Source organism: Achromobacter sp. LC458 (assembly GCF_001005835.2).
In the GTDB taxonomy this organism is placed as follows: domain Bacteria; phylum Pseudomonadota; class Gammaproteobacteria; order Burkholderiales; family Burkholderiaceae_B; genus Achromobacter; species Achromobacter spanius_B.
Map to the genome: position 1 here is coordinate 25,330 of NZ_LBHW02000012.1, position 25,775 is coordinate 51,104.

Here is a 25,775-nt window from a genome sequence, read left to right on the forward strand (position 1 = left end):
ATTCCCTGTTTGATTGGATGAAGGCATGCGCGTTTGCGTAATCGGTGCGGGCGTTGTCGGCGTGACGTCTGCGTATTTCCTGGCGCGCCAGGGCCACGATGTGGTGCTGGTGGACAGCCAGGCGCGGCCGGCGGAAGTGTCCAGCTACGCCAACGGCGGCCAGCTCAGCTACAGCTACGTCGCGCCGCTGGCCGGTCCGGGCGTCTTGCCCAGCGTGCCGGGCTGGCTGTTGCGCCAGGATTCCCCGCTGCGCTTCCGGCCCCGGCTGGACCCCCACCAATGGCGTTGGTGCGTGCAATTTGCCCTGGCCTGCCGCGCGTCGGTGGCCAAGGCGTCCACCGCGCAGTTGCTGGGCTTGTCCTACCTTAGCCGCGACGTCATGCACACGCTGCTGCAACAGGAAAGCCTGGATTTTGGCCATCTGAAAAACGGCAAGCTGATCGCCTACCGCAGCGCCGCCTTGTTGGACAAGGCGCGCGCGCTGGTGGCCTACCAGGCCGGGCACGGCGCGCAGCAGCAGGTGCTGGATGCGGCGCAAACCCTGGCAATGGAGCCGGCGCTGGCCGCCATGGGCCGCAATCTGGCGGGCGCGATCTACACGCCCAGCGAAGAGGCGGGTGATTGCCGTCAGTTCACCGAAGGCCTGTTCGACCGCCTGCAAGCGCTGGGCAATGTGGAATGCGCCATGTCCAACCCCGTGACGGGTTTGCAGCGCGAAGGCCGCCGCATCGTCGCGGTGAACACGCGCCATGGCGACATCGGCGCCGACGCCATCGTGCTGGCCACCGGCATCGGCACCCGTGCGCTGCTCAAGCCGCTGGGGCATGACGTGCCCTTGTATCCGCTAAAGGGGTACAGCCTGAGCGTGCCCTTGGCGGACGACGACACGGTTGCCCCGCGTATCAGCGTGACGGATTACGAGCGCCGCATCGTCTATGCGCGCGTGGGCAAGGTGCTGCGCATTGCCGCCATGGTCGATATCGGCAGCGCCAACGCCGATATCGATCCGGCGCGCGTGGAGCTGCTCAAGCGCCAGGTGCGCGAGGCGTTTCCCGCGCTGGACCTGACGCAAGCTATCCCCTGGGCCGGCTTGCGCCCGGCCACGCCTACCGGCAAACCGTTGATCGGGCAGAGTCCGGCGGCCGACAACCTGTGGCTGAACATCGGCCAGGGCGCGCTGGGCTTCACGCTGGCCTGCGGCAGCGCCGCGTTGCTGACGGCGCAGATGGCCGGGCTGGAACTGCCCTTGGACCCGGCGCCGTTTCGGCCTTGAGCCCGCGTCCCCCAGGCGCCATTCCCCGCGTTCACGGGCGTTCAATACAAGCGCGTTCGGCCACGCCATAGTGCGGCTCTCTAGCGGGAGCACTCATGAGCATTTTCCAAAGAACCACCATCGCGCTGGCGCGCAGCCCCGTCATGGGGCGCGCAATGCGGGCGGTGGCGGCGCGCTCGTCGCTGGCGCAGCGCTTTGTCGGCGGCACGGATGTGCACGCCGCCGTTCGCACCGCGTTGCGGCTGTGGCAGGCCCATGGCATCCGGTCATCGTTGTTCTACCTGGGCGAATACGTGGCCGACCCCGCCGCCATCGAACACAACGTGTCGCAAGCCCTCGACGCCTGTCGCGCGCTGGGCGCGGCCGGGCTGGACGTGCACGTATCCGTGGACCCCACCGCCATCGGCTACATGGCCAGCGACGCGCTGGGCGCCGCCAACGCGCGCCGTATCGCCGACGCCATCGCAAGCCCCCGCGCCGCCATCGCCCGCCGCAACTGCATGATGTTGGATATGGAAGATTCCACCATCCGCGATCGCACCTGCGCGCTACATCGTGCCTTGCTGGAAGACGGCTTGCCCGTCGGCCTGACCTTGCAGGCGCGGCGGCGGCGCACGCCCGAAGACCTGGCCTGGGCCGTGCGCCGGCACACGTCGTTGCGGCTGGTGAAAGGCGCGTTTCCCGAGCGCGCGCTGGACCATGCGGGCCGCGCCCGGATCGACCTGGCCTATCTGGACGCGGCCGCCATCATGCTGTCGCGCGACGCGCGCAAAGCGGGGTTTTATCCGGTGTTCGGCACGCATGACGATAGGCTGGCCGGCGCCATCATGACGCTGGCGCGCGAGCGGGGATGGTCGCCCGACGCGTTCGAATTTGAAATGCTTTATGGTGTGCGCCCCGACTGGCAAATGGCGCTGCGCGGCCTGGGCTATAACGTCCGGGTCTACCTGCCATTCGGCGCCGACTGGTGGCCTTACGCCATCCGCCGCGTCGGCGAAAATCCGTCCAATGCGTGGCTGTTCGCGCGTTCGCTGACCGCGGATGGACGGTACTTCGGCTAGCGTAGCGGAGCAGGGCGATAAGACGGCGGGGCGACAGGCCGGCGCGCTATGGGCCACGCCACGCCGCTGCCGTCCGGGCTGGCGGCAGTCGCGCAAGGACTTCTGGCTCTCTATTTCTGGCTATCTATTTCTGGCTATCCACTTCTGGCTATTTGATGGCGGCATCTCAACATATCTGGCACTGCGGCGCGGGCCTGCCCGGCGACGTCTTGATCGCGGACCTGCGGGCGTATCGCTACGCGCCGCACTTTCATGATGCCTGGTCGATTGGCGCCATCGAACGCGGCCGGTGCTCTTTTACCGTACAGGGCCACACCCACGTTGCCGCCACCGGCGACCTGGTGGTGATCGCACCCGGCCAGGTGCACACGGGCGGCACGTCGGACGCGCCGCTGGCCTATCGCATGGCGTACATCGACCCGGCCTGGTTCGATGACCACGCGCGCGCCACGCTGGGAGGCACCGCGCGCATATCGGGCCCCGTGATCCGCGCGCCCGCGTTGTGCGCACAATGGCTACACGCGCTGGCGCCCGGCGCCATGGACGACGGCGAACGCCGCGAAGGAATCTCGGCCGCGCTGCTCGGCCTGCTTAACGCGCATGGCGACGCGACCGCGCCTGCGGACAGCGACGCGTCCGACGTCTGCGCGTTGCTGCGCGAACGCATGGCGACGGATCCCGCCTGCGCGCCGGACCTTGACGCGCTGGCCCGCGCGCAGGACCGTCACCGCACCACGCTGGTCAAGCAGTTTGCCCGCCGCTACGGGCTTCCACCACAAGCGTGGCTGCGTAATTGGCGCGTGGCGCGCGCACGGGTGTTGTTGCGTGGCGGCGTGCCGCTGGCGCAAGCGGCCCAGGCCGTGGGTTTCGCCGACCAAGCGCACCTGACGCGCGTGTTCAAGCAGGTCTACGGCAGTACGCCCGGCGTGCTGCTGCGCGCGGGTTCCCAGACGTTGTGAGGGCGGGGCGTTTCGATGCGGTAATCGGAATATTTCCGGGTAAAGAACGACGCGCCCAGCTGCTCGGCCGCCAATAAGGGTTGGCGCGGATCGGCCGCGATTTCTCCGCGCAGGTTGCCCGCGCCGTGCACATAGCCCACGAATTCGGAATGCGAATAGCGCGCGTATTCCTGCACCTGATGCACGATGCCCAGCGCCGCCCCGGGGTAGGTTTCCTCGGACGCCACCGCCAAGCCCAGGCGCTTGCCCGTCATGCGTGCCTTGACGCGTTCCGGCTCGGGACCGCTGCCGGCATAGTGGCTGAACGAACGGTCAAAGAAAGCCTTGGTCTGCGCCGACATGCCGTACCAATAAATGGGCGTGCAGATCAGCACGCCATCGGCGGGCAGGAAGTGTTCAAGAAACAGTTCCGAATAGCGGTCATCGGGCGCGGGTTGGTGGCGCAGGTCGGACAGGAATCCGTGGAGGTAATCGTCCAGGAAAAGCAGGTTGGTGGATATGCCGGCGGCGTTTGCGCCACGTTGCGCGGCGGCGCCTAATGCGGCGCTGTTGCCGTCGCGGCGGGGGCTGCCGACCAGGATCAGCAGGCGCTGGGATGGATGATTTTGATTCATGATGGCTCCGAATGAGTTCGTGCCTTCAATATAGAAATCCGGCTTGTCCACGACAAATGATGAATCCTTGGTTAAGATGAATTCATTTCATCCATAAGGTTGTCCAGTCCTCATGTTTTCGACCTTGCCGGTGACCGCCCTGCGCGCGTTCGAGGCCGCCGCGCGGCTGCGCAGTTTCAAGCTGGCCGCCGCTGAATTGGCGGTGACGCCCACGGCGGTGTCGCACCAGATCAAGTCGCTGGAACGGCAGGTGGGATTTCCGCTGTTCGACCGCGCGCCACGCAGCGTAAAACTGACGGACAAAGGCGCGCGCCTTTTCATCAGCGTGCACGGCGCGCTGCTGGACATTGCGCAAACGCTGGACGCCTTGCGCCCCGAACCGGCCTCCGGCGCCTTGACGCTATCGACCACGCATTCCTTCGCAGCCCTGTGGCTGGTGCCGCGACTGGGGCGCTTTCATCAAGCCTTTCCGCAATACCAGCTGAACCTGCAAACCGGCGCCGACCCCGTGGATCTGCTGCAAGACGCCAGCGTGGACGTGGCGGTGCGCTATAGCCGACGCGCCTATCCCGCCCTGCATACCGCCGCGACGCTGCCCGAGTGGTTTGGCGTCTACGGCGCGCCCGGGCTCATCGCGCAAATGGCGAAGACGCGCGCGGCCAAAGCGGCGCCTGCCTTGGTGACGGTGCGCTGGCGCGATTCAGATCTGTACGAACAAGGCTGGCTGGCGTGGTGCCAGGCGGCGCGCATGCCCGCGTGGCGCCAACCCGCGGCCGTGCACGCCTACGCAGAAGAACACTACGCGCTGCAAGCCGCCATCGCGGGGCAGGGGCTGGTGCTGGCCAGTTCGGTCATGGTGTCCGACAGCGTGCGCGCCGGCACCCTGGCCGCGTACCGGCCGCAGGTGCGCGTGCCCGGTGCGGCGTACACGGCCCTGTGCGCGCCCGGGCGCGAACGCCATCCCCCGGTCAGGGCCTTTTTGGCGTGGCTGACGCGGGAATTCCAGGCGTAGCGGTCGCCTGCCGTGACCTGCGCGTGGTCAGCTCGCCCGCCATGACGCGCGCGGCAACAGCGGCAGGGCGGCCAGCATCGCCACGCCCGCCAGCACCCAGGCGGCGGGCCACGAGCTGGCCGCCACCACGTGCGGCAGCGCAACGGGCGTCAGGAACAGGCCCAGGTAGACGCAGCTGTTCGCCATGCCCAACGCCGTGCCGGCCCGGTTCACGCCGGCCAGCGTCGCCAGTTCGGTATATGCCACGCCGTGCCACGCCGACGCGCACACGCCCGCCGCCGTCAGCAGGGCGGCCGTGGCAAGCACCGCGCCCGGCGTGGTGGGGCCGCCACTGACCAGCCAGGCGACCGCGCCCAACGCCGCGAACATCAGCGCGCTCAGTTGCGCGCAGCGGCGCAAAAAGGCGCGTCGGTTGCCGTGCCGATCGGTCCACCGGCCGCTGGCGATGCGCGCCACCATCGCGCCCAACTGCACCGCCACCATCACGGCAGTCAGCGTTCCGATGCCCGCCTGGCTGAAGTCGTGCAGGAACACCGTGGCGAAGGTCAGCACCGCGAACTGCGGGCAGCACATCAGGCCGATCGCCGCCGCCGCGCGCCAGACGCGCGCATCGCGCAACGGGCCGCTCGGATCGCGCAATTCGCCCGGACCGCGCAATCCGCCCGGATCGCGCAGCCAGCACACCGCCAGCACCGCCGCCGCTGCGCACATCGCGGCCAGTGCGCCGAAGACGGCGGCAAACCCGGACCGTGCCGCCAGCCAAGGCAGCAGCAGGGCGCCCAGGCCTGCGCCCAGCGGCACGGCGGTCTGGCGGATGCTCATGGCAAGCCCGCGTTCGCTATCGCCGAACCAGGCCATCACGGCCCGGCCGCTGGCGCCGTTGACGCTGCCGCCCAATACGCCCACCAGCACCAGACCCGCCGCCAAGAGCCACAAGCTGGGCACCACACCGGCCGTGGGCGAGGCGAACACGCTTAGCCAGGCCAGCGCCGCTGCCGTGGCGCTCAGGCCGGTCAACAGGACGGGGCGGTCGCCCCAGCGGTCGGTCAGCAGGCCCCAGGGCAATTCAAACAAGGCCACGCCCAGGCCCATCAAGCCCAGCGCCAGCCCAAGCTGATCGTTGTCCAGCCGATAACCTGCACGCATGAACACCGCCGTGGTCGGCAGGCCGGCGGCGGCGGCGGAAAAAGCCGCGTTGGCGGCCACGCCGACCGCCAGCACTTTCCAGCGGTGCGCGGCGGGCGCGGCCGGGGCGGACAGCAAAATCGCAGGGGCGGGGATGTCGGACATGCGGAACTCCAGAGCTTTTAAAAAAGGACCCGGCCAGTTTGCGCGTCTGCTATCGTTCTGAAAATCAGGAAATATTGATTCAATAGTTTTGAAAAACTGGACTATTAAGGCCAGCCAAGGCGACCCATGCGACCCGTAACCTTTGACCTGGACATCCTGCGCAGCTTCGTTGCGGGCGTCGATTTGGGTAGCTTCGGCCGGGCGGCCGACCGCCTGGGCCGATCCACGTCGGCGATCAGCGCGCAAATGAAAAAGCTGGAAGAGCAGGCCGGCGTGCCGCTGCTGCGCAAGGCAGGGCGCGGCCTGGCGCTCACCGACGCGGGCCAGACCATGCTGGCCTACGGCCGCCGCCTGTTGGAGCTGAACGACCAGGCAGCCCGCGCCGTGCAAGGCGCCGAGCTGTCCGGCCGCGTGCGCCTGGGCATGCAGGAAGACTTCGGCGAAATGCTGTTGCCCAGCGTGCTGGGCGAATTCGCCCGCGCGCATCCCCATGTGCGGATCGAAGCACGGGTGGCGCGCAACGGCGAACTGCTGGAGCGCATGGCGCTGGGGCAGTTGGACCTGGCGCTGGCCTGGGACTTTGATGCGCGCCTGCCGCATGCCGAACGCCTGCTGGACCTGCCCATGCGGTGGATCGGCCCCAGCCAGCTTGCCGATCCGCCGCGCGGCGACGGCGATGGCGGCGGCGAACTGCCGCTGGTGGCCTTCGAGGCGCCTTGCCTGTTTCGCACCTGTGCCACCGACGCGTTGGACCGCGCCGGTGTGAACTGGCGCGCGGCGTTCACCAGCCCCAGCCTGGCCGGCTTGTGGGCGGCCGTGTCGGCGGGGCTGGGCCTGGCCGTGCGCACGCCGTTGGGCCTGCCCGCCGGCGTGCGCCCGCTGGCGGCGGGCGAGCAGGGTCTGCCCCCTTTGCCGTCGATCACGCTGTCGCTGTATCGTGCCCAGGCGCAGCCGGACCCGGTGGCCGCCGCGCTGGCCGATATCGTGCGGCAGTGTGTCCGGGACAGCAGCGCCGCCTGGGCGACGCCATCCGCCCTGTCCACCACCTTGCCCGCCACGGTCCCAGCATGAATCGATTCCAAGAAATGTCGGTGTTCCTGGCCGTGGCCGAAGCCCAGAGCTTTGCCGCCGCCGCACGCCGCCTGGAAATGTCCGCGCCGTCGGTCACGCGCAGCGTTGCGGCGCTGGAACGGCGGCTGGGTGCCTTGCTGCTGGTACGCACCACGCGCAGCCTGCGCCTGACCGAGGCGGGCCAACGCTACGCGGCCGACTGCCGCCGCATTCTTGAAGACGTCGAACAAGCCGACGATGCCGCCGCCGGTGCGATGGCCGTACCACGTGGCGCGCTGCACGTCACCGCGCCCGCGTTCTTTGGCGAACTGCACGTCATGCCGGTGGTGCTGGGCTATCTGCGCGCGCATCGGGCCGTGTCGGTGCGCACCTTGCTGGTGGACCGGGTGGTCAACCTGCTGGACGAAGGCGTGGATGTTGCCGTGCGCATCGGCGCGTTGCCCGATTCCACGTTGACGGCGGTGCCGGTCGGCCACGTGCGCCGCGTGGTGTGCGCCACGCCTGAATTCCTGCGCCAACACGGCGAACCCCAGGACCCCGATGCGCTGCACCGCTTCTGCACCATCACGGCCGCGATGGAAGGGCGGGGCGCGCAATGGCGCTTCCAGCAAGCTGGCGAGCCGCGCCGGCTGAACGTGGAATCGCAGCTGGCCGTCACGTCGTTTCAGGCCGCCGTATTGGCCGCGTGCGAAGGGTGGGGCTTGACGCAGGTGGTGTCGTACCAGGTGGCGCGGCACCTCAAAAGCGGTGCCTTGCAGGTGGTGCTGCGCGATTTCGAATCGCCGCCCATGCCGGTGCATGTGGTGTACCCAGAGGGCCGCCGCAGTTCCGCCAAAGTGCGCAGCTTTGTCGAGTTCTGCGTGCAAGCCCTGCGGCGCGATCTGGCCGAATTACCGCTCTGACGGGCCGGAGCTCGGGCAGCGCTGCCGGGGGATGAGGAGCCTTCGGCCGGTGCCTTCCCCGTGCCTTCGACCCGGTACCTTCCACCCGTCCTTTCAAATCCGACAATAGTGTCTTGTCGCGGCTGGCCGTTCACGCGGGGCGCGCATCGGACCAAGATGGAGCCATGTTCATCCACCTTGGAAATTCCCATGTCCGCTGCCCCGTTGACCTTCTATAGCTTTCCCCTGTCCGGCCACGCGCATCGCGTCGCGCTGATGCTGTCGCTGCTGAACGTTCCGCACCAGCGCGTCGACGTGGACCTGCGCGGCGGCGAGCACAAGCGCCCGGAATTCCTGGCGCTGAACGCGTTCGGCCAGGTGCCGGTCATCGACGACAACGGCACGGTGGTGGCGGATTCCAATGCCATCCTGGTCTATCTGGCCGCCCGCTACGACGGCCAGGCCTGGCTGCCCGCCGATCCGGCCGGCGCGGCGGCGGTGCAGCGCTGGTTGTCGGTGGCGGCCGGGCCCCTGGCCAGCGGCCCGGCAACGGCCCGATTGATCACGGTATTTGGCGCGCCCTACGACGTGGAAACCACCTTGGCGCGCGCGCATGCCTTGCTGGGCGTCATGAACGCCGAGCTTGGCACCCGTGCCTTCCTGGCCGGTTCCCGCCCGACGATCGCGGACGTGGCCTGCTACGCCTACGTGTCGCACGCGCCCGAAGGCAATGTGTCGCTGGCCGACTACCCGCATGTGCGCGCGTGGCTCGACCGCATCGAAAGCCTGCCGGGCTTCGTGCCCATGGCCCGCACGCCCGCCGGCTTGCAGGCCGCCTGACACCGCCATCACCACCACGGCCCGGAGCGCACCATGATCCCCACTGATACCCCTCTTGACGACGACTTGCCGTGGCATGCGGGCGAACGCCTGTTGCAAGCGCGTGCCGGCGTGGCTGAACGCATGGCGCAGATCGGCCCGAAGATCGTGCGCGACCACATGCCCGACCAGCACCGCGCTTTTTTCGCGCAGTTGCCATTCCTGGTAATAGGCACGGTGGACCCCCAGGGCGACCCGTGGGCCGGCGTGCTGGAGGGCCAGCCCGGCTTTGCCATATCGCCCGACCCGCACACCTTGCGGGTAACCGTCATGCCGGATGCCGATGATCCGGTGCGCGCGGGCCTGGGCCCCGGGCAGGCGGTGGGGCTGCTGGGCATCGAGCTGCACACGCGCCGGCGAAATCGCATGAACGGTCGCATCGCGGCATGGGACGGCAAGCGCTTCGATGTAGCCGTGGCGCAGTCCTTTGGCAATTGCCCGCAGTACATCCAGGCGCGCGATTTTCATTTCTCGCGTTCGCCCGCCATGCGGTTTGCAGCCGCGTTGCCGGAAACCGATCAATTGGACGATGCCGCGCGCGCGTTGATCCAATCGGCCGACACCTTTTTCGTGGCCTCTTACGTGGACGATGATGCGCGGGGTGGCCGCGCGGTTGACGTGTCGCATCGCGGCGGCAAACCCGGTTTTGTGCGGGTGGACGGCAATGTGCTGACCATTCCCGATTTTTCCGGCAACCGCTTTTTCAATACCTTGGGCAACCTGATGGCGAACCCGCGCGCGGGGTTGGTCTTTGTGGACTTTGAACGGGGCGACCTGCTTCAGGTATCGGGCCGCGCCGAGGTGGTGCTGGACAGCCCCGAAATCCAAAGCTTTGCGGGCGCTGAACGGCTGTGGCGCGTGCACGTGCGCCGCGTGCTGCGGCGGCCCGGCGCCTTGGCGCTGCGCTGGCAATTCGGCGCGTATTCGCCCACCGCGCTGGGCACGGGGCAGTGGCCGGGGCAGCCGGGCTAGCCGGGCGAGGGCGTGGTTTTCTGCACGACGGTGTCGTCTGGCTCCAGCAGGCGCCCGTCCTGGGCGCGGATTTCCAGGCGGCGCACGGCTTGGCCGCGCTTGCGGTCGATCAGCGTGGAGTGCGCTTCGGCAGGGCCGTAGTAATGGTCTTCGCCCCACTGCCGCAAGCCGACGATGACCGGAAACAGCGCGCGGCCTTTGTCCGTCAGCACGTATTCCTGATAGGCGCTGCCGTCCGAGGCAGGGGCCACGGCCAGGATGCCGTGGGCAACCAGTGTGCGCAGCCGGTCGCTAAGGATGTTCTTGGCCACGCCCAGGCTTTTCTGGAATTCGCCAAACCGGCGCACGCCGTCGAACGCGTCCCGCACGATCAACAGCGACCACCAGTCGCCGATGGCGTCTAACGAGCGCGCCACCGGGCAGGCGGCGCCTTCAAGGCTGGTGCGTTTGACCATGTCTGACCCTAGGATGGGGATGCAATGGTTGCATTATAAAACCTTCGGGTCTAGCATTCTGGTTTCGTAATAAAACCAGAAGGACGTACCATGCCCGATGCTCCACCGCCCGGCGCCAACACCTTGAGCGCTGCCTGCGCGCAACCCGCGGCGGCTGCCGCCCGCGGCACCCCGGCCGATGCGGGGCGCAATCCGGCCGCCAACGACGCCGCCGAGGCCAACGACGCCGCCGACGCATCGCCACCCCTGCCCACATCGCTGGTGATGTTGCTGGCCGTAGCCTGTGCGCTAAGCGTGGCCAACGTGTATTACGCGCAGCCCTTGCTGGATGCCATCGGCCGCGAGTTCCTGCTGGACGAAGGCGCTGTGGGCGTCGTCGTCAGCGCAACGCAATTGGGCTGCGCGGTGGCGCTGCTGTTCGTGGTGCCGCTTGGCGACCTGCTGGACCGGCGCCGCCTGATGCTGGCGCAGCTGGGCCTGCTGGTGCTGGCGCTGGGCGCGGTGGCCATGTCGGCCAATACGCCGTGGCTGCTGGCGGGCATGGTGGCGCTGGGCCTGTTGGGTACCGCGATGACGCAAGGCCTGCTGGCGCTGTCCGCCGCGCTGGCCGCGCCCGGCGAACGGGGCAGGGTGGTGGGCGCCGCGCAGGGCGGGGTGGTGATCGGTTTGTTGCTGGCGCGCACGGTGGCCGGCGTGGTGGCCGACGCCTGGGGTTGGCGCGCCGTGTACGTGGTGTCCGCCGCGATGGCGGCGTTGCTGGCGTGGGTGCTGCTGCGCCGCTTGCCTCGGCGCCGGCTGCCTACGGCAACGCTGTCCTACTGGGAGTTGCTGCGGTCCATGGCGACGCTGCTGGCCACGGAACCCGTGCTGCGCGTGCGGGGCATGATTGCCTTGCTGATGTTCGCCGCCATCAGCGTGTTCTGGACGGCGCTGGTGCTGCCCTTGAGCGCGCCGCCCCATTCCTTGTCGCACGCGGCGGTGGGCGGCTTCGGCCTGGTGGGCGTATTGGGCGTGTTGATGGCCGCGCGGGCCGGCCGCTGGGCGGATCGCGGGCTGGGGCAGCGCACCACGGGCGCGGGCTTGGTGCTGCTGTGCCTGGCGTGGGCGCCCATTGCCTTGCTGGATCACAGCCTGTGGGCCCTGGCGCTGGGCGTGCTGGTGCTGGACGTGGCGCTGCAAGCGCTGCACGTGACGAATCAAACGATGATCTTCAGCATCAGCGCCCAGTCGCATAGCCGCCTGGTGGGCAGCTACATGATGTTCTACGCGGTGGGTAGCGGGCTGGGCGGCATTGCGTCCACGGCGGTCTACGCGCGCGCGGGCTGGCTGGGTGTGTGCGCGCTGGGCGCGGCCATTAGCGTGACGGCCTTGTTGTTCTGGGCGGCGACGTTGCCCCGCAAGGCATCGCCGCCGCCGTCGCGTCAGGGTTGTACCGCGTAGTCCTTGGACCCCAGCACCACGGCCGCCAGCCCCGGCGCCTGGGTCAGCTTGTGCAGCGCATAGGTCTGTGCGGTGGCGATCTTGGCCTGATGGAACTCGGGGTCTTCCTGCTGGTGGTCCAGGCTGGCCAGCAGCGCGCGGGCCATCTGCCAACCGGCCAGCGTCGTGCCGGCCAGCAGCAGATACGGCACGGCCGCCCCGAAGACGGCGTTGGGCGCGCCCGCGGCGTTGGCCAGCACAAAGTCCACGACATTTGCCAGGGCCAGCCGCGCCTGCCGCAGTGGCTTGAGCACCAGGTTGGCGGCCGGCTCGCTGCGCGATTCCAGCTCGGTTTCAGTCTGGCGGATGGCCTCCAGCAGCGCATGCGCCACCGCGCCGCCGTCGCGCAAGGTCTTGCGGCCGACCAGGTCGTTGGCCTGGATGGCGGTGGTGCCTTCGTAGATGGTCAGGATGCGGGCGTCGCGGTAATACTGCGCCGCGCCGGTTTCCTCAATGAAGCCCATGCCGCCGTGCACCTGCACGCCCAGACTGGTCACGTCCAGCGACATCTCGGTGCACCAGCCCTTCACGATGGGCACCAGGAATTCCTGGATGGCCAGATGACGCTTGCGCTCGTCGGCGTCGGGGCTGGCGTGGGCCAGGTCGGCGTGGCCGGCCGTCACGTAGGCCAGCGCGCGGCCCGCTTCGGTCAGCGCGCGCATGGTGCCCAGCATGCGGCGCACATCGGGGTGGTGGATGATGGTGACGGCATCGCGCGACGACCCGTCCACCGGGCGGCTTTGCACGCGGTCGTTGGCATAGGCCAGCGCGTGCTGGTAGGCACGGTCGGCAATGGCGATGCCCTGCACGCCCACCGCATAGCGCGCCGCGTTCATCATGATGAACATGGCGTCCAACCCGCGGTTTTCCTGGCCCACCAGATAGCCCAGCGCGCCGCCCGCATCGCCGAATTGCAAGGTGGCGGTGGGGCTGGCCTTGATGCCCAGCTTGTGTTCGATGGACACGCAGGTGACGTCGTTGCGCGCGCCCAGTGAGCCGTCTTCGTTCACCAGGAACTTGGGCACCAGGAACAGCGAAATGCCCTTGACGCCTTCGGGTGCGTCGGGCAACCGGGCCAGCACCAGGTGCAGGATGTTCTCGGTCAGGTCGTGGTCGCCGTAGGTGATGAAGATCTTGGTGCCGGATAGCCGGTACGTGCCGTCGCCCACCGGTTGCGCGCGCGTGCGGATCATGGCCAGGTCCGAGCCGGCTTGCGGTTCGGTCAGGTTCATGGTGCCGGTCCACTGGCCCGAGATCATGGGCCCGATGAAGCGCGTTTTCATTTCCGCCGAGCCGACGGTCAGCAAGGCTTCGATGGCGCCGTTGGTCAATAAGGGGCATAGCGCGAACGACAGATTGGCGGCGTTCAGCATTTCAGAGCAGGGCGACCCGATCAGGCCGGGCAAGCCCTGGCCACCGTATTGCACTGGATGCGACATGCCCTGCCAGCCCGCTTCGGTGTATTGGCGAAACGCCTGCTTGAAGCCGGGCGACGTCGTGACGGCGCCGTCGCGCCAGGTGCTGGGCTCACGGTCGGCCGGGTGGTTCAGCGGGGCCAGTACTTCGGCCGCGAAATGCGCGGATTCTTCCAGCACGGCCTGTGCGGTGTCGGGCGTGGCCTCCTCGAAACCGGGCAGGGCGGCAACTTGCCGCAGGCCGGCCAGGTGGTTCAACACAAACAGCATGTCTTTCACGGGGGCTTGGTACGTCATGGCCGAAAAACTCCTTTGATGAAGGTGCCGGGCTGCCGGCGTTCAGGCGGCTTTGTTGGGGTCGGCCACATCAATGGCCTGCGTTGAGCCCACGCCGGCGCGCAGCTCAAATTTCTGGATCTTGCCGGTGGATGTCTTGGGCAGTTCTCCGAAGCGCACCGCGCGCGGCACCTTGAAGCCGGGCAACAGCAGCTTGCAGTGCGCGATGATCTCTTCGGCGGTGGCGCTGCAACCCGGTTTCAGTTCGACAAACGCGCAAGGCGTTTCGCCCCACTTCGGGTCGGGCATGGCCACGACGGCCACGGCTGCAACGGCGGGGTGCCGGTACAGCGCGTCTTCCACTTCAATGCTGGAGATGTTTTCGCCGCCGGAAATAATGATGTCCTTGCTGCGGTCCTTGATGCGCACGTACCCGTCCGCCGTCATCACGCCCAGGTCGCCGGTGTGAAACCAGCCGCCCGCGAAGGCGTCGTCGGTGGCGCGTTCGTTCTTCAGGTAGCCCTTCATGCAGATGTTGCCGCGAAACATGATTTCGCCCACGGTCTGTTCGTCGGCGGGCACTTCCTGCATGGTGTCGGGGTTGCGCACCGATACGCCGGCCTGCAAGTGGTAGCGCACGCCCTGGCGCGCGGTCAGCTGCGCACGGCGTTCGTCGTCCAGCGCGTCCCAGGATTCCTGGCGGGCGCAGACGGCGGCCGGCCCGTAGACTTCGGTTAGCCCATAGACGTGGGTCAGTTCAAAGCCGATGTCGCGCATCTTGGCGATGACGGCGGGCGCGGGCGCGGCGCCCGCGACCATGGTGCGCACGGTATGTGTGATGCCCGCGCGCATCTCGGCCGGCGCGTTGGCCAGCGCGCTTTGCACGATGGGCGCGCCGCAGTAATGCGTGACGCCTTCGGCGCGGATCAGGTCGAACACGGTCTGGGGGTCGAACTTGCGCAGGCACACGTTCACCCCGGCGCGCGCGGCCACCGTCCACGGAAAGCACCAGCCGTTGCAATGAAACATGGGCAGCGTCCACAGATAGACCGCGTGCTTGGGCATGTCCCATTCAAGAATGTTGCTGACGGCGTTCAGGTACGCGCCGCGGTAGTGGTAGACCACGCCCTTCGGATCCCCGGTGGTGCCCGAGGTGTAGTTCAGCGCGATGGCGTCCCATTCGTCGGCCGGCGGCTGCCAGTCGTAATGGGCGGGCGCGTCGGCCAGGAAGGCTTCGTAGTCGGTAGCGCCCGGTATAGGGGCGCCCGGCATAGGGGTGCCCGGCATAGGGGCGCCCGGCACAGGGGCGCCCGGCTCAGGGGCGTCCCTATGCCGGGCGGCTGCCGAGGTGGCGGGGGCGCCGTCCAGGTCGTGGACCGAGACGATCTTCAAGTGCGGGTATTCGGCGCGGGCGCGCTGGGCGATATCGGCATATTCGGTGTCGATGATCAGGGCGCGCGCTTCGCCGTGGCCCAGCATGAACAGCACGCTGGGCGCGTCCAGGCGGGTGTTCAGCGTGTTGAGCACCGCACCGACCATCGGCACGCCGAAGTGGGCTTCGACCATGGCGGGAATGTTGGGCAGCATCACGGCGACGGTGTCGCCGCGCTGGATGCCGGCCCGTTCCAGCGCGTTGGCCAGGCGTTGCGCGCGTTCGTAGGTCTGGGCCCAGGTGCGGCGAACCTTGCCGTACACCACGGCAAGCCGCTGGCCGTACACCTCGGCCGCGCGGGCAATGAAGTCCACCGGGGTCAAGGGCGTGTAGTTGGCGTCGCGGCGCGCCAGGCCGTGGTCGAACATGCTGCTCATGCGTCGTCTCCGAGTAGGGCGCGTGGGCGGCCCCTGTTTTGTTCGAGGTTTGCTGATCGCGGAAAGCTTGATTTCCGTCGCTTGCGTGAGCGTAGGGGCGAGCCGAAAATACTGTCTGTCGCCTGCATGACAGACCTGCCAGCCGACCTCGCAAACTGCCAGTTTTACACGGTTCCGCCCATGTCCGATGTTTCAAACGTTGTTTCCGCCGCCGCGCTGGCCGAGCTCTTTGGCGCCTGTTCGTGGTTCGCCGCACTGGAGGCCGGCCACCAGGAACTCGTGCTGGCGACGGCGCGCGCGGAACACGTGGCCAATGGCGCCTGGATCGCGCGGCGCAACGCGCCATCGGACTATTGGCTGGGCGTGCACACGGGCTTGCTCAAGCTGGCCATCTATAACGAGTCGGGCCGCAGTTGCACGTTTTCCGGCGTGCCGCGTGGCGGCTGGTTTGGCGAAGGCAGCGTCATCAAGCGCGAGCTGCGCAAATACGATGTGGTGGCGATCCAGCCGTCGCTGGTAATGTTGGTGCCGGCCGCCACGTTCCATGCGCTGCTGGCCGCCAGCCTGCCGTTTTCGCATTTCGTCATCGGCCAGCTGAACGACCGCATGGGGGAATTCATTGCGTCGATCCAGAACCATCGTTTGATGGATGCCGATGCGCGGGTGGCGCAGTCGCTGGCCCAGCTGTTCAACCCGCAGCTGTATCCGTCTACCGACCTGACGCTGGCGATTTCGCAAGAAGAACTAGGCTATCTGACCGGCCTGTCGCGCCAGCGGGTGAACCAGGCGTTGCAGACCCTGGCGGACGCGCAGATCCTGGCGCTGGCGTATCACCAGATCAAGGTGCTGGATTTGAACCGGCTGCGGCAGTTCGGGCTGGAGCAGATCTAGCGCCAACCGGGCCGCGTCAGCGCGGCGCCGGGGCGGGTGAGGGCGCGGGCGACAGGGCGCCGGACAGCGCGCGTGACAGCGCGGCGCGCGCCAGGATGCGTGTGGAATCCAGCGTGGGCAAGGCGCAGTTGCCATCGTTCAGCACCAGCGGCAGTTCGGTGCAGCCCAGCACCACGGCGTCGCAACCGGCATCGCGCAAGCGTTCCACAATGCCTTGCAGGCGCTCGACCGACCCGGGCTGGAATACGCCGTAAACCAGTTCGTCCATGATGATGCGGCCCAGCGTGAGCCGGTCTTCTTCGATGGGGCGCACCCATTGCAGCCCTTGCGCGCCCAGCTTGTCCGGATACACCTCGCTATCGACCAGCCACCGCGTGCCCAGGATGCCGATGCGTCGAAAGCCTTGCGCGGCGGCCCGCAAGGCAACTTCCTCGGCGATATGCAGCCAGGGCAGCGGCGAACGCGGCAGCACATGGCCCCACGCCTGATGGATGGTGTTGTCGGGGCAGATCAGCAAGTCAGCCCCGGCGCGCGCCAGCTTGTTGGCCGATGACAGCATCAACGCGCCCACACCGGCCAGGTCCTGGTTGTTCAGGCACACCACGTAGTCCGCCAGCGAATGGGTATGCAGCGAAATTTCGGGGTGCGCGTGCGGCCCCATGCGCTGCGAACCTTCGGCACACAAGGTGCGATAGCACAGCGCGGCGCCTTCGGCCGAACAGGCAACGATGCCGATGTGCAGGGCGGCGGTGGCGACCGGGCCGGTGGTCGTGGGGTTGGTGGTCATCGGCGCACTGTTCATGAGGCAGGGTCCTGGTTCAACGCCCGCACGTGGCGGGCAATGTCGACAAAGCTCTTGGCCATGGCGGCTTGTTGCGCGGCGGGCAATCGCGACAGGAACAATTCGTCGATGGCCGGGCCGTACACCTTCCACATCTCGCGCCGCAGCGCGCGGCCCTTGGGCGTCAGGCGGGCATAGGTGGCGCGCCTGTCCTCGTCGGAACGAAAGCGCTCGACCAGGCCGGCCGCCTCGATCCGGTCCATCAAGCGCGTCAGGTTATAGCGCGCGATCACCATGCGTTCGGCCATTTCGAACATGCGCGCCGTGCCGTCCGGGGCGCGTTCCAGCGCCCACAGCGCGTCGTACCACGCCAGCGGCGGCAGGTCGGCTGCCGACAGCCGTTTTTCAATCTCCTCTACCACCAGCGCGTGCGCGGTCAGGAAGAGGCTCCATGCGTCGGGCTTGCCCGTGGCCATGCGGTCGTTCCTTTTTTGATATCGGGAATGCAGCCGCGATTGTAAGAGCGGCGTTGCGGGATCGCGCGATCGAAGTGGAAAACGTGAACAGCGGCTGGCAAAGATAGTTGCACTTGCAATTGTCCAGGCGCGGCCATACGATTGCAATTGCACATGATGCAATTGCAATTCACGATGTGAAATGTGTGAAACGCCGACGCCTTGCTGCGTGGCGCAGCCCCATCACCACGCAGCCCCATCACCACGCAGCCCCATCACCAAAGGAACTCCCATGGACACCCCGATCGATTCCACCGACGCCGACCCGCAGGAAACCCAGGAATGGCTGGAAGCCATGCAGGCCGTGTTGGCCCACGAAGGCCGGCCGCGCACGCACTACTTGCTGGATCAATTGATCCAGCAGGACCGCGCGGCCAATGGGCGCTATACGGCGCCGGGCGTCACCCCCTACGTCAACACCATCAATGTTGCGAGCCAGCCCGCGTTTCCGGGTGATATCGGCATCGAGCAGCGACTGGACGCCTACCTGCGTTGGAATGCCATGGCCATGGTGCTGCGCGCCGGCAAGACCTCGGGCGTGGGCGGCCACATCGCCACCTACGCGTCGGCCACGACGCTGTACGAAACCGGCTACCGCCATTTCTTTCGCGCCGCCACGCCCGATTTCCTGGGCGACCTGCTCTACATTCAGGGCCATTCCGCGCCCGGCATTTATGCGCGCGCCTACCTGGAAGGCCGAATTTCCGAAGACCAGCTTGACGGCTTTCGCCGCGAAATCGGCGGCGGCGGGCTGGCGTCCTATCCGCACCCGCGCACCATGCCGGGCTTTTGGCAATTTCCCACGGTGTCGATGGGCCTGGGCCCGCTGATGGCTGCCTATCAGGCCCGCTACATGCGTTACCTGGAAGACCGCGAGCTGATTGCCGCGCAGGGCCGCAAGGTATGGGGCTTTCTGGGTGACGGGGAACAGGACCAGCCCGAAACGCTGGCCGCCGTGGCAATGGCCGGGCGCGAAAAGCTGGACAACCTGATCTTCGTGGTCAATTGCAACCTGCAACGGCTGGATGGGCCGGTGCGCGGCAACGCCAAGATCATCCAGGAACTGGAAAGCGTCTATCGCGGCGCCGGCTGGAATGTCATCAAGGTGATCTGGGGCGCCGGTTGGGACGCGCTGCTGGCGCAGGACCACGACGGCCGCCTGCGCCGCCGCATGATGCAGTGCGTGGACGGCGAATACCAGGTGTTCAAGGCGCGGGGCGGCGCCTACGTGCGCGAGCATTTCTTTGGGGCGGACCCGGTGTTGCTGGACCGCGTGGCCCATCTGTCGGACGACGAGATCGGCGCACTGAACCGGGGCGGCCACGACCCCGCCAAGGTGCATGCCGCCTATGCGGCGGCCGTGGCGCACCGGGGCCAGCCCACCGTCATCCTGGCCAAGACCGTCAAGGGGTACGGCATGGGCGCGGCGGGCGAGGCCGCCAACACCAACCACCAGCAAAAGAAAATGGCCGACCCGGCCGTGCGCGCCTTCCGCGACCGCTTCGCCATTGCCGTGCCGGACGATCAGCTTGAAGAGATTCCGTATATCAAGCCCGCGCCCGGCAGCGCGGAGCACCACTATTTCCAGGCCGCCATCGCACGCGCCGGCGGCCATCTGCCGCACCGCTCGGCGGGGCCAGGGCCGTTGTCCACGCCGCCGCTGACGGCGTTCGCCGCCCATTTGAAGGGCAGCGACGGCCGCGAATTTTCAAGCACGATGGCCTTCGTGCGGGTATTGGCGCAGCTGCTCAAAGACCCGGATATCGGCCCGCGCGTCGTACCCATCGTGCCCGACGAGTCGCGCACGTTCGGCATGGACGGCATGTTCCGCCAAGTGGGCATCTATTCGCACGTCGGCCAGCTTTACACGCCGCAGGACGCGGACCAACTCAGCGTCTACCGCGAGGACCGCAAGGGCCAGATCCTTCAGGAAGGCATCAACGAATCCGGCGCGATGTCGTCGTGGATCGCGGCGGGCACCGCGCACAGCACGCATGGGCTGGCCACCATTCCCTTCTACATTTTCTATTCCATGTTCGGCTTTCAACGCGTGGGCGATCTGGCGTGGGCGGCGGGCGACATCCGCGCGCGCGGCTTCCTGCTTGGCGCCACGTCGGGGCGCACCACACTGGAAGGCGAGGGGTTGCAACACGATGACGGCCATAGCCACGTGCTGGCCTCGGTCATCCCGTCCTGCCGCGCCTATGACCCTGCCTACGCCTATGAAATCGCGGTGATCGTGCAGGACGGGCTGCGCCGGATGTACACGGACGGCGAAGACGTTTTCTATTACCTGACGCTGGTCAACGAGAAGACCGCGCATCCGCCCATGCCCGAAGGCGCCCAGGCCGGCATCCTGCAAGGCATGTATCGCCTGCGCCAGGGCGAGCCGGGCGCCTTGCGCGTGCAGCTGCTGGGTAGCGGCGCGATTCTGGCCGAGACGCTGGCCGCCGCTGATCTCCTGCAACAGGATTTCGGCGTGTCGGCGGACGTCTGGAGCGTGACCAGCTATTCCGAACTGATGCGCGACGGCCACGAGGTCGAACGCTGGAACCGCCTGCATCCGCGGGCCGAGGCGCGGCGCGGCCATGCCGAAACCGCGCTGGCCGCCAGCGTGGGGCCGGTGGTGGCCGCCACCGACTATATGAAGACGGTGCCCGAGCAGATCCGGCCGTTCCTGGCGGGCCGGCGCTACGTCACCCTGGGCACCGACGGATTCGGCCGCTCGGATACGCGCCCGGCATTGCGCTCGTTCTTCGGCGTGGACCGCCATCACATCGCCTTGGCGGCGCTCAAGGCGCTGGCCGATGACGGGCAGGTGGACCCGGCCCAGGCCGCCCAGGCCATCGTCCGATACGGCATCGACGCCGAGGCCGTGTCGGCGGCCTTGCCCTAGGCACAGGGGCGTAGCGCCGTCGGCATGGGCGCGTCCGCGCCGCGCCCATGCCGCCCGCGCGAACCCGGGCGCGCGCCGGTAGTGTTAAATACGGTTTTCCCGGACAGTGAACGCGGGCCCCCGGGCTTTAGCGAAGGAAACAACATGGCATTCGATTTTGATCTGTTTGTGATCGGCGCGGGTTCTGGCGGCGTGCGCGCGGCCCGTTTTGCAGCGGGCTTTGGCGCGCGCGTGGCCGTGGCGGAAAGCCGCTACCTGGGCGGCACCTGCGTCAACGTGGGCTGCGTGCCCAAGAAGCTGCTGGTCTACGGCGCCCATTACAGCGAAGACTTCGAGCAGGCCCACGGCTTTGGCTGGAATGTAGGCAAGCCGTCCTTCGACTGGCCCACCCTGATCGCCAACAAAAACCGCGAAATCGAACGCCTTAACGGCATTTACCGCAACTTGCTGGTCAATAGCGGCGTGACGCTGCTGGAAGGCCACGCCCGCATCGTCGACCCGCACACCGTCGAAATCAACGGCCAACGCCACACCGCCGCCAACATCCTGGTGGCAACGGGCGGCTGGCCGCGCGTGCCCGACATTCCCGGCAAGGAACACGCCATTACCTCGAACGAGGCGTTCTTCCTGCCGCGGTTGCCGCGCCGCGTGCTGGTGGTGGGCGGCGGTTATATCGCCGTGGAATTCGCGTCGATCTTCAATGGCATGGGCGCGCACACCGTGCAGGCCTATCGCGGCCCGCTGTTCCTGCGCGGTTTTGACCAGGGCGTGCGTGAACACCTGCGCGACGAGCTCACCAAAAAGGGCGTCGACCTGCGCTTTTTCACCGACCTGGCGCGCATCGACAAGCAGCCCGACGGCTCGCTGCTGGCCACGTTGAAAGACGGCGCGGTCATCGAAACCGATTGCGTCTTCTACGCCACCGGCCGCCGTCCGATGCTGGACAACCTGGGCCTGGAGAACACCGGCGTCAAACTGCGCGAAGACGGCTTCATCGACGTGGACGACGAATACCGCACCGCCGAACCTTCCATCCTGGCGATTGGCGACGTCATCGGCCGGGTGCCGCTGACGCCGGTGGCGCTGGCCGAAGGCATGGCCGTGGCGCGCCGCCTGTTCCGCCCCGAGGAATACCGCAAGGTCGACTACAAGCTGATTCCGACCGCCGTGTTCAGCCTGCCGAACATCGGCACGGTGGGCATGACCACGGAAGAAGCGCGCGAAGCGGGCTACGAGATCAAGCTTTTCGAAAGCCGTTTCCGTCCGATGAAGCTGACGCTGACGGAATCGCAGGAAAAGACCTTGATGAAGCTGATCGTGGACGCCAAGACGGACCGCGTGCTGGGCGTGCACATGGTCGGCCCCGATGCGGGCGAAATCGTGCAGGGCATCGCGGTGGCGCTCAAGGCCGGTGCCACCAAGCAGGTGTTCGACGACACCATCGGCATCCACCCGACGGCGGCGGAAGAATTCGTCACCCTGCGCACGCCGGTCGCGCAATAAGGGCGCCAAAAAACGCGCCGCGCACCGGCCTGCACTACAAGCGTTCGATCATGGCGCGCGCCGCAAACGGCGCGCGTTCTTTTGCGCCATTGATAAAGAAGGCGTAGACGTCCTGCGCGCGCGGTGGCCCGGATGGCGCGGAACCGATCCGAGGCAGGTCCGCCGGATCGTCGCCACGCGACCAGGTGTGCAGCCTGTCCGCCCAGGCGTCCAGTACCTTGGGCGCATAGCCGGCCTTGAACGTGGTGCTGGCGCGCATCAACCGTGCGTAGACGAAATCAGCGGTGCGGTCGGCGATGGACGGAAAATTCTCGCTGTCCGTGTAGACGGTGGCGGCGCGGTGGCGGCGGGCCAGTTCCAGGTATTCCTCGCAGGCGAAGCTGGGGTGGCGCACGTCCAGCACGTGGCGCAGCGGCAAGCCATCGACCTTGTCGGGCAACAGCGCCAGGAATTCGCCGAAGTCCTCCGCGTTGAAGGTCTTGGTGGGCGCGAATTGCCAAACCACCGGCCCCAGCTTGGGGCCCAATTCGGCAATGCCGCTATGGACGAAGCGCTGGATGGAATCGCCGGCGCCGGCAAGCTCGCGCCGGTTGGTGGCGTAGCGCGACGCCTTTAGCGAAAAGACGAAGCCGTCCGGCGTTTCGTCGCGCCATTTGGCGAAAGTGGCTGGCTTCTGGGTGCTGTAGTAGGTGCCGTTGATTTCAATCGCGGTGAGCTGCCGGCTGGCGTATTCCAGCTCGCGCGCATGGGGCAGGTCCTCGGGATAAAAGGTGCCGCGCCACGGCGCGTACGTCCAGCCGCCGATGCCGACGCGAATGACGGGCGGGCTTTCCACCACGGACGGATGACGTTTCGGCATCTTCCGGTGCTCCATGCAGTGCAACGAATCGGTTTACTGTATCGCCACGCGCCCGGGGTCGTAAAGTTGCGGAGGCCAATCACGGCGCGGGTTCGGGCCGGTGTGGCATGGGCGATACGTTTGCCGGGCGGCCGTGCCGCGTTCAAAAAGTTTCCTGTTCCGATACAGTTTTGCGATAACGTGTGCGCATCCCTGTTCGACATCGTCCGGCTCGCGCCGGCTCATCATGCCCGACCTGACTCATCTTCTGACATTTGCCCTGGTGGCCCTGGGCATGGTGCTGACGCCCGGCCCCAACATGATTTACCTGGTGTCCCGTTCCATCTCGCAAGGCGCGCGCGCCGGCCTGATCTCCCTGGGCGGCGTGGCGGTCGGGTTCATCTTCTATGTGTGCTGCGCGGCCTTCGGCATTACGGCCTTGCTGCTGACGGTGCCCTACGCCTATGACGCCTTGCGCATCGGCGGCGCCATGTATCTGCTGTACATGGCCTGGCAGGCCATCCGCCCCGGCGGGCGATCGCCGTTCCAGGTGCGCGAACTGCCCCGCAGCAGCCCGCGCACGCTGTTCACGATGGGGCTGGTGACCAACCTGCTCAACCCCAAGATCGCGGTGATGTATGTGTCGCTGTTGCCCCAGTTCATCCAGCCCGACCATGGCAGCGTGTTCACGCAGTCGCTGGCGCTGGGCATGACGCAGGTGGTCATTAGCCTGTCGGTCAATGCCGTCATCGCCATTACCGCCGGCTCCATCGCGGGCTTCCTGGCGGGCCGGCCGTTGTGGCTGGTGATCCAGCGCTGGTTGATGGGTACCGTGCTGGCCGGCCTGGCCGTGCGCATGTTGATGGACGCGCGACGCTGATGCCGCAGGACGACGGATTTTTCGGCTCGCTGGGCGTCATGCTCGGCGAAGCGCTGCGCGCGGTGGTGGGCGGCATCAAATGGTTGCTGGGCGGCTTGGGCGGTGCGCTGGGCGACTTCTACGGCGGGCTGTCCAAGGCAATGGGCATGAGCCCGTCCATCTTCAATTTTGTCTTGCTGGTGCTGGGCCTGATGTTCCTGTGGGCCGCCATCAAGGCCTTGCTGCGCCGCTCCATCCTTGGGTTTCTGTTCTGGGCGGTGCTGGCGGTGCTGGTGCTGGGTGGCCTGGTCAATTAGCGCCGGGCTTGCCGCGCCAGTTCGCCCAGGCGCTTGACCAGCGCGGGAAAGCGGTCGGCGCTGGTGTTGCCATAGCCGATCACCAGCCCGTTGTCTTCGGCGCGCGGCGCCATGGCGAAAGTCGATAGCGCGCTGGGATTCATGCCCACCTGCCGCGCCAGCGCCACAATGGCCTGATCCGGGCAATCCGGCGGCAGGCGCACCGTCAGGTGCAGGCCGCTGTGTCCGCCCAAGACCTCGTGATCCCCCTTGAAATGCGTGGCCAGCGCATCGCGCAAGGCCGACTGCCGTTCGCGGTACAGGCGCCGCATGCGGCCCAAGTGACGCGAGAATTGGCCGTTGTCGATGAAGGCGGCCAGCGTCAGCTGTTCCAGCCGGTGGCCGCCGCGCAGCATCTCGATAACGGAAGGCAAGGCGGTCTGGGCCAGGGCCTCGGGCAGCACCAAAAAGCCCAGGCGCAACGCCGGAAAAAGCGTCTTGCTGAACGTGCCCACGTACAGCACGGGCGCGTTGGGCAACAGCCCCTGCATGGCCGCGATGGGGTCGCCTTGATGCCGGAACTCACTGTCGTAGTCGTCTTCGATGATCCAGGCGCCCGCCCGCCCGGCCCGTTCCAGCAAGTCCAGCCGCCGCGCCACCGACAGCACGGCGCCCGTGGGGTATTGATGCGTGGGCGTGGTCTGGATCAGGCGGGGCGGATGCGTGCGCCAGGCGTCGTCGGGTATGACGATGCCGTCCGCGTCCACGCGCATGGCCACCACGTTCAGGTCGCCGCCATGAAAGGCCGACTTGGCGCCGCGATAGCCGGGTTCTTCGAGCCAGGCGGTGTCGCCCGGGTTGGTCAGCAGTTGCACGCATAGCGCCAGCGCGCCCTGCGCGCCTTCGGTGATGATGATGCGCGAGGCGTCGCAATGCACGCCGCGCGACACCCGCAGATATTGCGCGATGGCTTCGCGCAGCGCCGGCTCACCCGTCGGATGGCCGTAGCCCAGCGTGGTGGCGGGGGCGGCTTGCAGCGCACGGTCTTGCGCGCGGCGCCAGGCGTTCATGGGGAACTGCGTCAGGGCCGGCGTGCCGGGGGTCATGGGCAAAGAACTGTCGGTGGCGCCACGGGTGGCAACGATGCGCGACAAGCGCGTGGCGGTGGCGGTGGGGGCCATCGATGCACCGGCGGTCGCGGTCGCGGTTGCCGTTGCGGTTGCGCTGGCCGTGGCGCTGTTCATGGCGCTGGCTGTGGCGCTGTTCGTGGCGTTGTTCGTGACACCGGCGCCCGATGCGCGCGGGTCGGCGGGCGCTATCTGCCCGGCGGCGCGGGCCGCTAATGCCCACGGGGCGGCCGACAGCGGCGCCACGCGGGTGCCCTGGCGGTCCGCGATGACATAGCCTTCGGCCGTCAACTGTTCGTAGGCGATCAGCACCGTATTGCGCGAGATTTCAAGCTCTTCAGACAGCGCGCGTGACGACGGCAGCTTGCCGCCGGCGGGCAATTGGCCGGCCAGGATGGCCTGCTTCAGGCGTTGAATAAGCTGGCGTTGGCGCGGCGGCGCGCCGGGGCCGCGCGCAAGCGGACTGGACAGCAGGGCGGTGTGGGCGGGTAGGCTTCGGCTGGGCGTTTGCATGGCGCGATGATCGCGGGCCGCTTGAGGCGTGGCCCTATTAAATTCGGGATCCGTGGTGCTTTTTATGATGCCACGATTCCGATATTGTGAGGCCCTGCGTGTTGCGTCCG

At 67.5% G+C, this 25,775-nt stretch carries 23 protein-coding genes; 14 read left to right on the plus strand and 9 right to left on the minus strand.

What is annotated here, in order from left to right:
• Positions 1–25 precede the first annotated feature (25 nt).
• From YH64_RS12335 to YH64_RS12345, 3 genes are all read left to right on the plus strand, one after another.
• Positions 26–1,273, plus strand: a complete 1,248-nt coding sequence (locus YH64_RS12335) for a D-amino acid dehydrogenase (RefSeq protein ID WP_046804529.1) — start codon at positions 26–28, stop codon at positions 1,271–1,273.
• A gap of 95 nt (positions 1,274–1,368) precedes the next feature.
• Complete coding sequence (locus YH64_RS12340) at positions 1,369–2,334, plus strand: proline dehydrogenase family protein (RefSeq protein WP_046804530.1); 966 nt, start codon at positions 1,369–1,371, stop codon at positions 2,332–2,334.
• A gap of 155 nt (positions 2,335–2,489) precedes the next feature.
• Positions 2,490–3,293, plus strand: coding sequence for an AraC family transcriptional regulator (locus YH64_RS12345; protein WP_046804531.1), 804 nt, complete (start codon positions 2,490–2,492; stop codon positions 3,291–3,293).
• Here YH64_RS12345 and YH64_RS12350 read toward each other — a convergent pair.
• Positions 3,242–3,907, minus strand: a complete 666-nt coding sequence (locus tag YH64_RS12350; protein ID WP_046804630.1) for a flavodoxin family protein — start codon at positions 3,905–3,907, stop codon at positions 3,242–3,244. The genes YH64_RS12345 and YH64_RS12350 overlap by 52 nt on opposite strands.
• Positions 3,908–4,019: 112 nt before the next feature.
• On the opposite strand from YH64_RS12350, the gene YH64_RS12355 reads away from it, so the two are divergent.
• Positions 4,020–4,919, plus strand: coding sequence for a LysR substrate-binding domain-containing protein (locus YH64_RS12355; RefSeq protein WP_046804532.1), 900 nt, complete (start codon positions 4,020–4,022; stop codon positions 4,917–4,919).
• Between the two features lie 27 nt (positions 4,920–4,946).
• On the opposite strand, the gene YH64_RS12360 is transcribed toward YH64_RS12355, so the two are convergent.
• Positions 4,947–6,209: an MFS transporter gene (locus tag YH64_RS12360; protein ID WP_046804533.1), complete on the minus strand. Its 1,263-nt coding sequence runs from the start codon at positions 6,207–6,209 to the stop codon at positions 4,947–4,949.
• 126 nt (positions 6,210–6,335) lie between these two features.
• Here YH64_RS12360 and YH64_RS12365 point away from each other — a divergent pair, with 126 nt between their 5' ends.
• From YH64_RS12365 to YH64_RS12380, 4 genes are all read left to right on the plus strand, one after another.
• Entirely contained in the window at positions 6,336–7,280 is a 945-nt protein-coding gene (locus YH64_RS12365; RefSeq protein WP_143215351.1) for a LysR substrate-binding domain-containing protein, read from the plus strand.
• Positions 7,277–8,182: a LysR family transcriptional regulator gene (locus tag YH64_RS12370; protein WP_046804535.1), complete on the plus strand. Its 906-nt coding sequence runs from the start codon at positions 7,277–7,279 to the stop codon at positions 8,180–8,182. Before YH64_RS12365 ends, YH64_RS12370 begins: the two co-directional genes overlap by 4 nt.
• Positions 8,183–8,371: 189 nt before the next feature.
• On the plus strand, positions 8,372–9,001 hold the full coding sequence (locus tag YH64_RS12375; RefSeq protein WP_046804536.1) for a glutathione S-transferase family protein: 630 nt from the start codon (positions 8,372–8,374) through the stop codon (positions 8,999–9,001).
• Positions 9,002–9,034: 33 nt separating this feature from the next.
• The gene (locus tag YH64_RS12380) at positions 9,035–10,012 is read left to right on the plus strand and encodes a pyridoxamine 5'-phosphate oxidase family protein (protein WP_046804537.1); all 978 of its coding nucleotides are present in this window, start codon (positions 9,035–9,037) and stop codon (positions 10,010–10,012) included.
• Here YH64_RS12380 and YH64_RS12385 read toward each other — a convergent pair.
• Entirely contained in the window at positions 10,009–10,467 is a 459-nt protein-coding gene (locus tag YH64_RS12385; RefSeq protein WP_046804538.1) for a helix-turn-helix domain-containing protein, read from the minus strand. The two genes, YH64_RS12380 and YH64_RS12385, sit on opposite strands and share 4 nt — an antisense overlap.
• Positions 10,468–10,731: 264 nt before the next feature.
• On the opposite strand from YH64_RS12385, the gene YH64_RS12390 reads away from it, so the two are divergent.
• Positions 10,732–11,907 (plus strand): MFS transporter, encoded by a 1,176-nt coding sequence (locus tag YH64_RS12390; protein WP_082134460.1) that lies wholly within the window; start codon positions 10,732–10,734, stop codon positions 11,905–11,907.
• Here YH64_RS12390 and YH64_RS12395 read toward each other — a convergent pair.
• Complete coding sequence (locus YH64_RS12395; protein WP_046804539.1) at positions 11,889–13,658, minus strand: acyl-CoA dehydrogenase; 1,770 nt, start codon at positions 13,656–13,658, stop codon at positions 11,889–11,891. The two genes, YH64_RS12390 and YH64_RS12395, sit on opposite strands and share 19 nt — an antisense overlap.
• A 42-nt stretch (positions 13,659–13,700) precedes the next feature.
• Positions 13,701–15,446, minus strand: a complete 1,746-nt coding sequence (locus YH64_RS12400; RefSeq protein ID WP_046804540.1) for an acyl-CoA synthetase — start codon at positions 15,444–15,446, stop codon at positions 13,701–13,703.
• A 180-nt stretch (positions 15,447–15,626) separates the two neighbouring features.
• Here YH64_RS12400 and YH64_RS12405 point away from each other — a divergent pair, with 180 nt between their 5' ends.
• Positions 15,627–16,337, plus strand: a complete 711-nt coding sequence (locus YH64_RS12405) for a Crp/Fnr family transcriptional regulator (protein ID WP_046804541.1) — start codon at positions 15,627–15,629, stop codon at positions 16,335–16,337.
• 16 nt (positions 16,338–16,353) lie between these two features.
• Here the strand turns inward: YH64_RS12405 and YH64_RS12410 are convergent, their stop codons facing one another.
• Together YH64_RS12410 and YH64_RS12415 are read right to left on the minus strand one after the other, a co-directional pair.
• Positions 16,354–17,139 carry an aspartate/glutamate racemase family protein gene (locus YH64_RS12410; RefSeq protein WP_255444369.1) on the minus strand — a complete coding sequence of 262 codons (786 nt, stop codon included), beginning with the start codon at positions 17,137–17,139 and terminating at the stop codon, positions 16,354–16,356.
• Positions 17,136–17,594: a MarR family winged helix-turn-helix transcriptional regulator gene (locus YH64_RS12415; RefSeq protein WP_046804542.1), complete on the minus strand. Its 459-nt coding sequence runs from the start codon at positions 17,592–17,594 to the stop codon at positions 17,136–17,138. The genes YH64_RS12410 and YH64_RS12415 overlap by 4 nt, the downstream gene beginning before the upstream one ends.
• Positions 17,595–17,865: 271 nt before the next feature.
• On the opposite strand from YH64_RS12415, the gene aceE reads away from it, so the two are divergent.
• Together aceE and gorA are read left to right on the plus strand one after the other, a co-directional pair.
• Complete coding sequence (gene aceE, locus YH64_RS12420) at positions 17,866–20,529, plus strand: pyruvate dehydrogenase (acetyl-transferring), homodimeric type (RefSeq protein ID WP_046804543.1); 2,664 nt, start codon at positions 17,866–17,868, stop codon at positions 20,527–20,529.
• A gap of 144 nt (positions 20,530–20,673) precedes the next feature.
• Positions 20,674–22,032, plus strand: a complete 1,359-nt coding sequence (gorA, locus tag YH64_RS12425) for a glutathione-disulfide reductase (protein WP_046804544.1) — start codon at positions 20,674–20,676, stop codon at positions 22,030–22,032.
• A 34-nt stretch (positions 22,033–22,066) separates the two neighbouring features.
• Here the strand turns inward: gorA and YH64_RS12430 are convergent, their stop codons facing one another.
• The gene (locus tag YH64_RS12430) at positions 22,067–22,891 is read right to left on the minus strand and encodes a DUF72 domain-containing protein (RefSeq protein ID WP_046804545.1); all 825 of its coding nucleotides are present in this window, start codon (positions 22,889–22,891) and stop codon (positions 22,067–22,069) included.
• A 226-nt stretch (positions 22,892–23,117) separates the two neighbouring features.
• On the opposite strand from YH64_RS12430, the gene YH64_RS12435 reads away from it, so the two are divergent.
• Both YH64_RS12435 and YH64_RS12440 read left to right on the plus strand, forming a co-directional pair.
• The gene (locus YH64_RS12435) at positions 23,118–23,750 is read left to right on the plus strand and encodes a LysE family translocator (protein ID WP_046804546.1); all 633 of its coding nucleotides are present in this window, start codon (positions 23,118–23,120) and stop codon (positions 23,748–23,750) included.
• Entirely contained in the window at positions 23,750–24,046 is a 297-nt protein-coding gene (locus YH64_RS12440) for a hypothetical protein (protein ID WP_046804547.1), read from the plus strand. The genes YH64_RS12435 and YH64_RS12440 overlap by 1 nt, the downstream gene beginning before the upstream one ends.
• Here the strand turns inward: YH64_RS12440 and YH64_RS12445 are convergent.
• The gene (locus tag YH64_RS12445; protein ID WP_046804548.1) at positions 24,043–25,665 is read right to left on the minus strand and encodes a PLP-dependent aminotransferase family protein; all 1,623 of its coding nucleotides are present in this window, start codon (positions 25,663–25,665) and stop codon (positions 24,043–24,045) included. The genes YH64_RS12440 and YH64_RS12445 overlap by 4 nt on opposite strands.
• Positions 25,666–25,775: the final 110 nt, after the last annotated feature.